This is a genomic window from Microbacterium sp. LMI1x-1-1.1 (assembly GCF_040676205.1).
Taxonomy (GTDB): domain Bacteria; phylum Actinomycetota; class Actinomycetes; order Actinomycetales; family Microbacteriaceae; genus Microbacterium; species Microbacterium aquilitoris.
In genome coordinates this window covers 1546736-1558175 of record NZ_JBEGHM010000001.1, presented here as the reverse complement: position 1 = coordinate 1558175, position 11440 = coordinate 1546736, and the positions used below count along the sequence as shown (strand labels likewise).

Below are 11440 nucleotides of genomic sequence, written 5' to 3'. Positions count from 1 at the left end.
GTCACACTCTTCGCTCGACTCCCGAACGAGACGGCACGAAACGATCAGAAGATCATGTCGGGCTCATCACCACGGGGCTTCGAGGTGGAGTACCCATCCTAGACCATGAGGTCCTGTTCTCTCTAGGAGAGGTTTGGGATGGATTTGGTTCTCCGCTTGAGGGGGCTGGGAGGCCTTCCGGTCTCTCGCTCTTCCCTGTGGGGCGAACAAGTAATAAGTTACGCGGCGCTCCGGAGTCGGGCAAATCTGGCCCGCATCCCGGGCGTGTCGCCTGTGTTTCCGGGCGAACGCGAGAGGCCGCCCTCCCTCGTCGGGGTGGGCGGCCTCGGGAGACGTCGGTCGTCAGGAGACGAACACGCCGGCCATCGTCTTCTTGCCGCGTCGGAGGACGGAGACACCGCCGGGCAGCGATCCCGTGATGACGTGTGCCTCGTCGACGACTTTCACACCGTCGACGGAGACACCGCCCTGCGAGATCGCGCGTCGCGCCTCGCTCGCACTGGAGACCAGACCGGTGTCCAGAAGCGCTTGCACGACCGGGATCTCGCCGGCCGTCGCCACGTGCGGCAACTCCTCGAGCGCGGAGCGGAGCGTGGGCGCGTCGAGCGAGGTGAGATCCCCCTGCCCGAACAGCGCATCGGAAGCGGCGGCGACCGCAGTCGCGGCATCCACCCCGTGCACCGTCGTCGTCACCTCCATCGCGAGACGACGCTGGGCCGCGCGCCGGAAGGGTTCGTCGGCGACAAGGCGCTCGTACTCCTCGATGTCGGCGCGCGTCAGGAACGTGAACACCTTCAGGCGAGCGATGACGTCGGCATCATCCGTGTTGAGCCAGAACTGGTACATCCGGTACGGGCTGCACATGTCGGCATCCAGCCATACCGCGTTGCCCTCGCTCTTGCCGAACTTCGTCCCGTCGCTGTTGGTGATCAGCGGCGTGCCGATGGCGTGCACGGACGTCCCCTCGACGCGGTGGATGAGATCCGTACCGCTCGTCAGGTTGCCCCACTGGTCGCTGCCGCCGGTCTGCAGGACGCAGCCGTACTGCCGGTACAACTCGAGGTAATCCATCCCCTGCAGGATCTGGTAGCTGAACTCGGTGTAGCTGATGCCCGCATCCGAGTTGAGTCGTGCGGCGACGGCATCCTTCTTCAGCATCGTGCCGACCCGGTAGTGCTTGCCGACCTCGCGGAGGAAGTCGATCGCGCTCATCGGAGCGGTCCAGTCGAGGTTGTTGACCAGTCGCGCGGCGCTGTCGCCCTCGAAGCTCAGGAACCGTTCGACCTGGCCGCGCAGACGCTCGACCCACTCGGTGACGGTCTCGCGCGTGTTGAGCGTCCGCTCCGCCGTGGGCCGCGGATCGCCGATGAGGCCGGTGGACCCGCCCACGAGCCCGAGCGGCTTGTGTCCGGCGAGCTGCAGACGCCGCAGGAGGAGCAGCTGCACGAGGTTGCCGAGGTGCAGGCTGGGCGCGGTCGGGTCGAAGCCGCAGTAGTACGTGATCGGCGCTCCGGAGAGGAGTTCGCGAAGCGACGCTTCGTCGGTCGACACGTGCACGAGACCACGCCAGACGATCTCGTCCCACACATTCGCGAAGGACGGGTCGTTGGCGGGCGCGAGAGCCGTCAGTTCGGCACTCGATACGGATTCAGACACGCCCTCCAGGCTATCAGCGGGGCTCCGGCCGATCAGTCCGGCGACACCTCGTCGTACAGGCCGATGATGTTGCCCTCGGAGTCCCGCAAGTACACCCACCGCGAACGCTCATCGAGGGGCTGGATCTCGCCCATCTGCTCCCCGCCCGCGGCGACCGCGAGCGCGACGGTGTCTTCGATGCGGTCGACCGTGAAGACGACGGTGGGATGCGGCAGCACGCCCCGCACGTGCAGATCGCCGTTCGTCCCCTCGCCGTCGGGCTGCGTGATCGTCCCCATGTCGTCACCCCAGGGGGTGTAGTCGAAACCGAGCACGTCCTTGTAGAAGGCCTGCGCCCTCGGCATGTCGTCGACCGGGATCTCGAAGTGTTCCATTTTCGCCATGACCAGAGGCAAGCAGACCCCGGCATCCGCGGCAAGGGCTCAGGCGGCGGTGCCCCACCACAGGAGGAACGCCGCGCCGAGGGCAGTGACCCAGCTGACGAGACTGCCGATGAGGAAGTACTCCGCTCGCGTGCCGAGGTCGGTGTCTCGTGAGATCTCGGGGAAGCGCACGATCCCCTTCGCCGCGAGCACGGCGGCCAGGAGCGTGAACGCGCCGGTGACCGTCAGCGCGAACACGAGGACGCGCTCGAGCGGACCGATCAGACGCCCGCCCTTGAGCGCGGTGGGCGCATCGGGGGCGACCTCCCCGCCCCGGAGGGCGGCCCGGACGACGACGTTGCCGGACTCGGTCAGGAAGACGAGCGAGCCGAGCACGAACACGCCGACGTCGAGGCTCACGGCGCCGAGCGGTGACGTGACAGGCCACAGTTCGCCGAGAGGCCCCTGATCTTCGCGCACCCCTTGGAACGCGACCGCGCCGAGTGTCACGAGTCCCACCGCGACGAGCGGCCACAGCCCCGCACGGCCGCCGGCGGAGCCCGGAGTGGCGAGGATCCACATCGCGGCGGTCCCGGCAGCGACGAAAGCCCATACACCGGCATCCGCTCCCGACGCCACGATCAGCACAGCGAGCACGGCGACGACGAAGAACGCTGCCCGTCCGCGAGCCGGCGCGTGGAGTCGGATGAGATCCGCCAGACCCACGCCCAGGAGGACGATCCCGGCACCGATCATGCGAGGTCCTCGCGCAGGTCGGCGAAGCCCGCGACGAGAGCGGCCGAACCCGCACTCGCCAGAGCCTGAGACACGGCAGGCTGCGTGATGCCCTCGGCATCCGCCAACTCGCGCTGGGTGCGACCGAGGCACCGGCCGTAGGTGAGGCGGCGAGCGCGCTCGCTCATCGACGCGACGAGTTCGTCCCTCGCGAGGAGGTAGGCGTTGGCGAGTGCCATGCGTTCGACCATGGCGGCATCCTCCCCCTGTGCTGCCGCAACACGCGTGCGCGCGTGCGGCACGGCGCGGTCTTGCAGCCGATGCGCCTCGTCGATGGCCGCCCGGGCCGCCCACCAGCCGGGCCCGTCCGTGATGTCGCCGCCGACGGGATCGACGGCGCCGACACCCAGCCCGAATCGCAGTCCGATGCCCTCCGGCAGATGCAGCTGGATCAGCAACAGCGACGTCAACGCGGCGGCGAGTCCGGGGAACACCGCCTGGAACTCGTCGCCGACCGTCGGCTCGAGAGGGGACTCGGCCACGGGATGATCGTCGTGCACCTGGCGCGACGTATCGATGATCGCTCGCTGCGCGCCGGCACGGTCGGCGAGGGTACGGGATCCGACGATGTCGGCGATCACCGCGACGCGAGAAGTCATGCCCCGCAGACTACGTCGGTTATGACTCGGTATCAATAAGCTTTTTGCTTATTTGAGACGGGGCATAAGAACAATCGGGTCAGAGTTGCAGACTCCGAGCGAGCTCCTGAGCCCGCGCGACGAGATCCGCCCGCTGCTCGGCGACCCGGACGGGCGCGGTTCCCCCCGCGCCGTCGCGACTCGCGACCGAGCCCTCGACGGTCAGGACGTCACGGACTGCGGGATCGAGATGCGGCGACACCTCTGTCAGGAGCGCGTCATCCGCCTCCTCGAGTCCGATCCCCCGCTGCTCGCACGCCTGGACCAGTGCCCCCGAGATCTCGTGGGCGTCGCGGAACGGAACGCCCCGCTTGACGAGCCAGTCCGCCACGTCGGTGGCGAGGGAGAACCCCTCCGGCGCGGAGGCCACCATGCGGTCGGTGTGGAACCGCAGCGTCGCGATCATGCCCGCGAACGCCGGGAGCAGGACCTCGAGAGTCGTCACCGAGTCGAAGACGGGCTCCTTGTCCTCCTGCAGATCGCGGTTGTAAGCGAGCGGAAGAGCCTTCAGGGTCGCGAGGAGTCCCGTGAGGTTGCCGATGAGACGACCCGACTTGCCTCGCGCGAGTTCGGCGATGTCGGGGTTCTTCTTCTGCGGCATGATGCTCGAGCCCGTCGAGAAGCCGTCGTCCAGACGCACGAAGGAGAACTCCCGCGTGTTCCAGATGATGATGTCCTCGGCGAAACGCGAGATGTCGACCCCGATCATCGCGGTCACAAAGGCGAACTCGGCGACCACGTCGCGTGCGGACGTGCCGTCCATCGAGTTCTCGGCCGGACGAGCCAGTCCCAGATCCTGCGCCACCGCCTGCGCATCGAGACCGAACGTCGCGCCCGCGAGCGCTCCCCCGCCGTACGGCGAGACGGATGCCCGCGCGGTCCAGTCGCGAAGACGCTCGAGGTCGCGGACGAGAGGCCAGGCGTGCGCCTGCAGGTGATGGGCGAGGAGGACGGGCTGAGCGTGCTGGAGATGCGTGCGTCCGGGCATGATCGCGGTGGGGTTCGCCTCGGCCTGCGCGACGATCGCGTCGATGACCCTCAGCAGGTCCCGCGCGATGACCCGCGAGTGATCGAGGAGATACAGACGCACGAGCGTGGCGATCTGGTCGTTGCGGCTGCGACCTGCGCGGAGCTTGCCCCCGAGTTCGGGGCCCACCTCCCGGATCAGAGCCGCCTCGAGGGCGCCGTGCACGTCCTCATCCGATTCGGCGGCGACGAGGTCGCCCGAGCGCACGGCATCGCGCAGGGCGTCGAGGCCCGCGTGCATCCGAGCCTCCTCGTCCGGCGTGAGGTATCCGGCGGACGCGAGTGCACGCGCGTGCGCGTGCGAACCGGCGAGATCGTATTCGGCGAGCGACCAGTCGAAGTGCGTGGAACGGCTCAGCGCGACGAGCTCCGGAGAGGGGCCCGTCGCGAACCGCCCGCCCCACAGTGCACCCTGATTCGTCGCCTCGCTCTTGCTCTCGCTCACGAGACCACCCTATCGGCGCCGGATGCCTCCTCCCGAGGCACCAGCCGGCGCGACAGCGACGCGAGCGCCCGCTCGAGCGGGCCCTGGCCGAGGGTCGCCGCCCACGCGGAGCAGAGGAGCACGGCGCCCAGGCAGAACCACCAGAAGAGACCGAGGTCACGGAACGCCCGGAGGTCGGTGGTGTCCCCGAAGACGGCGAGAGCGACGAGCGCCCACGCGAGGACCTGACCGACGTACGCCGTCAAAGGCATCGATCCGACGGCACGCAGCGGCGCCACGAGCCAGGTCACCGGCGTCCGGCAGAGCAGCAGACACGCGCCGATCACCGCGACCGCAAAGCCGCCTGACGCGATGACCTCCACGAGGCCGCCGCTGTGGGCCTCGGCGGAGAAGACCGCTTCCTCGTAAGAGCCCGGCGCGACGCCGCCGGCCCCGACGACGGTCGAGAGGCCTCCCCCGACGACCACCGCCGCCACCCCCGAGGCCAGGATCGTCACCTGGATCGATGCGCTCCCGAGATCCGATCGCCCCAACGCCATCCCGGCGACCACGAAGGCGATCCAGAGGGGGAACGGGTAGGCCCACCCCGTGAGGAAGAAGAGCGTTCGGCCCGCGTCGGACCCCCAGACCGGCAGACCGTCGATGAGCGGCAGCACCCACGGCACGGCCAGGGCAACGGATGCCGCGATCGCCCAGAGCGCGCGAGCGGAGAGGGCGAGCAGCGGAACGGCGAGGAGGAACAGGATCCCGTACGCCTGCAGGATGACGTAGATCGGGACGCCCGTCTGCGTGAGCAGCAGACCCACCGCCCACACGGCGCCCGCACGGACGGCGAGTCGACGTCGGTCGACCCTCAACAGTCCGCCGCGGTGCGGCATCCGTCCACCCGTCATCAGCGCGATCGAGACACCCGCGAGGACGGCGAAGAGGATCGAGGATCGCCCGTTGACGAGATCGATCCACGTCGACGGGTCGGACAGCACGACGTCCTGCTCGATCGTCAGGAGATGCGCCGCGAGCATGCCGAACACGGCGAGCGCCCGGGCGAGGTCGATGCCGTGGAGCCTGGCGGGGCCGTTCCAGCTCCGCCAGGCATCCCTCACTGCTGTCGCAACAGCCACACCAGCAGCGCCTTCTGCGCGTGCAGGCGGTTCTCGGCCTCGTCCCAGACGACGCTCTGCGGTCCGTCGATCACGTCCGCGTCCACTTCGTATCCGCGGTCTGCGGGGAGGCAGTGGATGAAGACGGCGTCCTCCTGGGCCAGCGCCATCGTCTCCTGCGTCACCTTGTAGGAGCCCAGGTCCCGCAGGCGCGCGGTCTTCTCCTCTTCCTTCCCCATCGACACCCACGTGTCGGTCACGATGACGTCCGCACCGGCGGCTGCCTCGTTCGGATCGGTGAAGAGGGTGAGGGACCCGCCCGTCTCAGCGGCGCGGCGGTCGGCGTCGGCGACGACGTCCTCGCGGGGTGCATAGTCCTCGGGCGAGGCGATGCGCACGTGCATCCCCGCGGTGACACCCGCCAGCGCGTAGGAGTGGGCCATGTTGGAGAGCCCGTCCCCGAAGAAAGCGAGAGTGAGACCCTTCAGCTCGCCCTTGTGCTCGCGGATCGTGAGCAGGTCGGCGAGCAGCTGGCAGGGGTGGAAGTCGTCGCTCAGCGCGTTGACCACGGGGACGCGCGTGTCCCTCGCCATCTCCTCGAGCCCGGCCTGCGCGTAGGTGCGCCAGACGATCGCGGCGACCTGGCGCTCCAGCACCCGGGCGGTGTCGGAGGGGGTCTCCTTGCCGCCGAGCTGGCTGTTCGCGGTCGAGATGATGAGCGGGGAGCCGCCGAGGTCTGCGATGCCGACGGCGAACGACACGCGCGTCCGGGTCGAGGACTTGTCGAAGATGACGGCGACGGTCTGCGGACCCGCGAGCGGCTTCTCCTTCCAGCGGTCGGCCTTCAACTCGAGCGCGAGGTCGAGGATCTCGGCCTGCTCAGCGGGGGTCAGGTCGTCGTCGCGCAGCAGGTGGCGGGTCATGCTGAGGCCTCCGAGGTGTCGTGGGTCGTGTCATCGAGAATGAGGGCGTCCTCGACGGTGGCGAGGGCCCGGGCGAACAGGGTCTGGAACTCGTCGATCTCGACGTCGCCGATCGTGAGGGCCGGAGCGAGACGGATCGTCGAGTCGTTGGCGGCGTTGACGATCAGGCCGTGCTGCTGGGCAGCGGCGACGACGGCTCCGGCGACGGGATGCCGGAGCGCGACACCGATCAGCAGCCCCTGGCCGCGGCATCCCTCCACCAGAGGGGAGCCGATCGCGCCGACCGCGTCGCGGACCTGGCGGCCGCGTTCGGTCGCCGCATCGACGAGGCCGGCGTTCTCGATCTCGTCGAGGACCGCGGACGCCACGGCGGTCGCGAGCGGATTGCCGCCGAACGTGGATCCATGGGTGCCGGGGTAGTAGAGGTCGCTCGCGGCACCGAAGGTGATGAGCGCGCCGATCGGGATGCCGTTGCCGATGCCCTTGGCGACCGTGATGGCATCCGGGGTGATGCCGGCGTGCTGGAAAGCGAACCACGCTCCGGTGCGCCCGGCGCCGGTCTGGATCTCGTCGATGATCAGCAGCGCGCCGTGACGACGGGTGATCTCCCGCGCGGCGACGAGGTAACCCTCGGGCAGCTCGAGCACCCCCGCCTCGCCCTTGATCGGCTCGACGAACAGCGCCGCGACGCGGTCGTCGATGGCCTCCTCGAGAGCCTCGATCGTCGAATCGAGGAACTCGACTCCCGGGACCATGGGCTCGAAGGGCTGCTGCATGGCGGGCTTGCCGGTCAGGGCGAGCGTCCCCATGGTGCGGCCGTGGAAGGCGTTCTTCAGCGCGAGGATGCGGGGGCGGTCGCTGCCGCCGTGCAGCCGCGCGAGCTTGAAGGCGGCCTCGTTGGCCTCGGCGCCGGAGTTGCCGAAGAAGACCCGGCCGGAGTCCCCCGTGCCGGCGAGCCGCTTCAGCCGAGCCGCGAGCCCCAGCTGGGGCGGCGTGGCGAAATAGTTCGAGACGTGCCCCAGGGTCGCGGCCTGCTCGGCGACGGCGTGCACGAACACGGGGTGGGCGTGACCGAGGGAGATCACGGCGATGCCGCCGAGGAAGTCGAGGTAGCGCGTGCCTTCGTCGTCCCACAGGTGCGCGCCTTCGCCGCGCACGAGCAGAGCGAACCGGTCACCCGAGTTGAGGACGAGGTCGCGTGCGGCGTCGTCCTTCCAGCTCACCGTCGTCTGCACGGTCATCCCGCCACCACCTCTGTTCCGATTCCGCGTTGTGTGAAGAGTTCGACGAGCACTGAATGCGGCTGGCGCCCGTCGATGATCGCCGCACGGTCGACGCCGCCGTCGACCGCGTCGAGGCAGGCCTGCATCTTGGGGATCATCCCCGACTCGAGGCTCGGCACCAGGGCGCGCAGCTCCGTCGCCGTCAGGTGCGAGACCAGCGAGTCGCGGTTGGGCCAGTCGGCGTAGAGGCCGGCGACGTCGGTGAGGATGACGAGCTTGACCGCGCCGAGAGCGACGGCGAGCGCCGCAGCCGCGGCATCCGCGTTGACGTTCAGGGAGCTGCCGGGCTGATCGACGTCCGGCGCGATCGACGAGACGACCGGCACCCGATCAGCGGCGAGGTGGTCGAGGATCGCCGTCGGGTCGACGCCGACGACGTCGCCCACGTGCCCGAGGTCGTGCTCGGCTCCGTCGACGACGACACCGCGACGGCGGCCCCGGAAGAGTCCGGCGTCCTCCCCCGACATCCCGGTCGCGAACGATCCGTGCGCGTTGATGCGCGACACGAGCTGCGGGTTGATCTGCCCCGCGAGGACCATGCGGACGACCCCGATCGCCTCGGTGCTCGTGACGCGGTAGCCGCCCTTGAACTCGCTGGGGATCGCGAGGCGGTCGAGCATGGTCGAGATCTGCGGTCCACCGCCGTGCACGACCACGGGCTTCACCCCGACGTGGTGGAGGTACGCGATGTCCTCGGCGAAGGCGGCCTGCAACTCCTCGCTGACCATCGCGTTGCCGCCGTACTTGATGACGACGATCTGATCGCGGAAGCGCTGGAGCCAGGGCAGGGATTCGACGAGGACCGCGGCCTTGCCGGCGGCCTCTTCGGGCGTGGTCTGCTGGATATCGGTCATGACGAGTAGGCGCTGTTCTCGTGGACGTAGTCGTGCGTGAGGTCGTTGGTGAGGATCGTCGCCGCGGCCCGGCCGACCCGCAGATCGACGAGGATGTGCGTCGCGCGCGGAGTCAGGTCGACCTCCTCGCGGGGGCGGTCGGGACCGCCGGCCGTGCAGACCCGGACCCCGTTGAACGACACGTCGACGTCGTAAGGGTCGAAGGCGGCATCCGTCGTCCCGATCGCCGCCAGCACGCGCCCCCAGTTGGGGTCGTTGCCGAAGATGGCGGCCTTGAAGAGATTGTTGCGCGCGATCGAGCGGCCGACCGTGACGGCATCCTGTTCGTTCTCGGCGCCGACGACCTCGATCGTGATGTCGTGGCTCGCACCCTCGGCATCCCCCTGCAGCTGCGCGGCGAGGTCGAGGCAGAGCTCGGTGAGGGCCAGCGCGAACGCGGCCGGCTCGGGACGGATGCCGCTGGCTCCGCTCGCGAGGAGCGTCACCTGGTCGTTCGTCGACATGCACCCGTCGGAGTCGAGCCGGTCGAAGCTGACCCGCGTGGCCTCGCGGAGCGCGGCGTCTGCGGCCGCGGCATCCAGGTCGGCGTCGGTCGTGATGACGACGAGCATCGTCGCCAGGCCCGGGGCGAGCATGCCGGCGCCCTTGGCCATGCCGCCGATCGTCCAGCCGTCCTGCGAGACGACGGCGCGCTTGGGACGGGAATCGGTGGTCATGATGGCGAGGGATGCCGCGTCTCCCCCGTCGGCGGAGAGGGCGGCGACACCCTTCGCGACACCGTCGAGGACCTTTCCGCGGAAGACCTCGTCACCGGTGCCGATGAGACCGGTCGAGCAGACGAGCACGTCACCTGCGCCGATCCCGAGGAGCTCGGCGGCCTTCTCGGCGGTCTGGTGCGTCGTCTGGAACCCGAAGGTCCCGGTGAAGCAGTTCGCTCCCCCGGAGTTGAGGACGATCGCCTCGACCACGCCGTCCCCGATGACCTGTTGCGACCACAGGATCGGGTTGGCCTTGGCGCGGTTGGTCGTGAAGACGGCCGCACCGACCTTCTTGGGCCCGCGGTTCACGACGAGGGCGACGTCGTTCGCGCCCGTCGACTTGAGGCCTGCGGCGACGCCGGCCGCCTCGAATCCCTGTGCTGCCGTGACGCTCACGGTGCCACCCCGTTCACGCTCAGGCCCGTCGACTCGGTGAGACCGAGGGCGATGTTCATCGATTGGATCGCGGCACCGGCGGTGCCCTTCACGAGGTTGTCCACGGCGGCGACGACGACGACGCGTCCGGCGGCCCGGTCGATCGCGAGTCCGAGGAGCGCCGTGTTGGCGCCCAGCACGTCGGCCGTCCGCGGGAACGACCCCTCGGGCAGCAGGTGCACGAACGACTCGTCGGCGTACGCCGATTCCCACGCGCCCCGGATCTGCGCATCGGTGACACCGGGCGCAATGGGGGCCGTCGAGGTGGCGAGGATGCCGCGGGCCATGGGGACGAGGACCGGCGTGAACGAGATGCGGATGTCCGTCTCGGCCGGAGCGGCGGCGGCGAGCGCCTGCCGGATCTCGGGGATGTGCCGGTGCGTGCCGCCGACCGCGTACGGGTTGGCGGTGCCGAGGATCTCGGACGCGAGGAGGTTCGTCTTGAGGCTCTTGCCCGCCCCCGAGGGTCCGACGGCGAGCACCGTCACGATGTCGCCCGGGTCGATGACGCCGGCGGCGACACCGGGGGCGAGGCTCAGGGAGACGGTGGAGGCGTTGCACCCGGGCGCCGCGATGCGCCGCGCGCCGACGAGGGCGTCGCGCTGCTTCGCGGTTCCGGTGGGGAGTTCGGGGACCCCGTAAGCCCACGGCTCGGAGAACGCACCCCCGTAGAACGCGTCCCACGCGGCGGGGTCGGTGAGCCGGTGGTCCGCCCCGGCATCGATGACGAGAGGAACGCCCTCGAGCATGTCGGTGTACTGCGCGGACTGACCGTGCGGCAGGGCGAGGAAGACGACGTCGTGACCGGCGAGGATGTCGGGGGTCGTGTCCTGCAGCGTCAGGTGCGCGAGCGACCGGAGGTGCGGCTGGTGGTCGATGAGGGGCTGTCCGGCGTTGGAGTGCGCCGTGACGGTGCGGATCTCGACGTCGGGATGCGACGCGAGGAGGCGGAGGATCTCTCCACCCGCATAGCCGGAAGCGCCGGAGACGGCGACCGAGAAGGTCATGGATTCAACCTTATTGTCTGGAGTGAGCGGGGCCGAAGACGGCGACACCTGCGGCTCGATCCGCCGTGCGCGGAGAGCGGGAGGGGTCGCCTAGCGTCGGCGGTCGCCCAGACGTCGACGCGCGCGGACCACCGTCGAGACGGTGAGGGTCGCGGGCG

Annotated in this window: 11 protein-coding genes; all 11 read right to left on the bottom strand. The window is 69.7% G+C overall.

Features of this window, described 5'->3' with window-relative positions; genetic code table 11:
• Positions 1-342 precede the first annotated feature (342 nt).
• Positions 343-1656 (bottom strand): tyrosine--tRNA ligase, encoded by a 1314-nt coding sequence (gene tyrS / locus MRBLMI1x_RS07640; RefSeq protein WP_363457765.1) that lies wholly within the window; start codon positions 1654-1656, stop codon positions 343-345.
• Positions 1657-1688: 32 nt separating this feature from the next.
• Positions 1689-2039, bottom strand: coding sequence for a VOC family protein (locus MRBLMI1x_RS07635; RefSeq protein ID WP_231370949.1), 351 nt, complete (start codon positions 2037-2039; stop codon positions 1689-1691).
• 39 nt (positions 2040-2078) lie between these two features.
• Positions 2079-2774 carry a hypothetical protein gene (locus tag MRBLMI1x_RS07630; RefSeq protein WP_018187250.1) on the bottom strand — a complete coding sequence of 232 codons (696 nt, stop codon included), beginning with the start codon at positions 2772-2774 and terminating at the stop codon, positions 2079-2081.
• A complete protein-coding gene (locus MRBLMI1x_RS07625) occupies positions 2771-3412 on the bottom strand; it encodes a SatD family protein (RefSeq protein ID WP_363457760.1) in 642 nt (213 codons plus the stop codon). Before MRBLMI1x_RS07625 ends, MRBLMI1x_RS07630 begins: the two co-directional genes overlap by 4 nt.
• Positions 3413-3491: 79 nt before the next feature.
• Positions 3492-4922 carry an argininosuccinate lyase gene (gene argH / locus MRBLMI1x_RS07620; protein ID WP_311859534.1) on the bottom strand — a complete coding sequence of 477 codons (1431 nt, stop codon included), beginning with the start codon at positions 4920-4922 and terminating at the stop codon, positions 3492-3494.
• A complete protein-coding gene (locus tag MRBLMI1x_RS07615; RefSeq protein WP_363457756.1) occupies positions 4919-6043 on the bottom strand; it encodes a DUF418 domain-containing protein in 1125 nt (374 codons plus the stop codon). The genes argH and MRBLMI1x_RS07615 overlap by 4 nt, the downstream gene beginning before the upstream one ends.
• Positions 6022-6945, bottom strand: a complete 924-nt coding sequence (gene argF / locus MRBLMI1x_RS07610) for an ornithine carbamoyltransferase (RefSeq protein WP_018187246.1) — start codon at positions 6943-6945, stop codon at positions 6022-6024. The genes MRBLMI1x_RS07615 and argF overlap by 22 nt, the downstream gene beginning before the upstream one ends.
• Positions 6942-8186 carry an acetylornithine transaminase gene (locus MRBLMI1x_RS07605; RefSeq protein ID WP_363457752.1) on the bottom strand — a complete coding sequence of 415 codons (1245 nt, stop codon included), beginning with the start codon at positions 8184-8186 and terminating at the stop codon, positions 6942-6944. Before MRBLMI1x_RS07605 ends, argF begins: the two co-directional genes overlap by 4 nt.
• A complete protein-coding gene (gene argB, locus MRBLMI1x_RS07600) occupies positions 8183-9082 on the bottom strand; it encodes an acetylglutamate kinase (protein ID WP_018187244.1) in 900 nt (299 codons plus the stop codon). Before argB ends, MRBLMI1x_RS07605 begins: the two co-directional genes overlap by 4 nt.
• On the bottom strand, positions 9079-10236 hold the full coding sequence (gene argJ / locus MRBLMI1x_RS07595) for a bifunctional glutamate N-acetyltransferase/amino-acid acetyltransferase ArgJ (protein ID WP_363457748.1): 1158 nt from the start codon (positions 10234-10236) through the stop codon (positions 9079-9081). Before argJ ends, argB begins: the two co-directional genes overlap by 4 nt.
• Positions 10233-11282 carry an N-acetyl-gamma-glutamyl-phosphate reductase gene (argC, locus tag MRBLMI1x_RS07590; protein ID WP_018187242.1) on the bottom strand — a complete coding sequence of 350 codons (1050 nt, stop codon included), beginning with the start codon at positions 11280-11282 and terminating at the stop codon, positions 10233-10235. The genes argJ and argC overlap by 4 nt, the downstream gene beginning before the upstream one ends.
• Between the last annotated feature and the right edge of the window lie 158 nt (positions 11283-11440).

Excerpts from the sequence above, each read along its gene's own strand:
- MRBLMI1x_RS07635 (WP_231370949.1), bottom strand. The coding sequence starts at position 2,039 with ATGGCGAAAATGGAACACTTCGAGATCCCGGTCGACGACATGCCGAGG.
- MRBLMI1x_RS07630 (WP_018187250.1), bottom strand. The coding sequence starts at position 2,774 with ATGATCGGTGCCGGGATCGTCCTCCTGGGCGTGGGTCTGGCGGATCTC.
- MRBLMI1x_RS07625 (WP_363457760.1), bottom strand. The coding sequence starts at position 3,412 with ATGACTTCTCGCGTCGCGGTGATCGCCGACATCGTCGGATCCCGTACC.
- argF (WP_018187246.1), bottom strand. The coding sequence starts at position 6,945 with ATGACCCGCCACCTGCTGCGCGACGACGACCTGACCCCCGCTGAGCAG.
- MRBLMI1x_RS07605 (WP_363457752.1), bottom strand. The coding sequence starts at position 8,186 with ATGACCGTGCAGACGACGGTGAGCTGGAAGGACGACGCCGCACGCGAC.
- argB (WP_018187244.1), bottom strand. The coding sequence starts at position 9,082 with ATGACCGATATCCAGCAGACCACGCCCGAAGAGGCCGCCGGCAAGGCC.
- argC (WP_018187242.1), bottom strand. The coding sequence starts at position 11,282 with ATGACCTTCTCGGTCGCCGTCTCCGGCGCTTCCGGCTATGCGGGTGGA.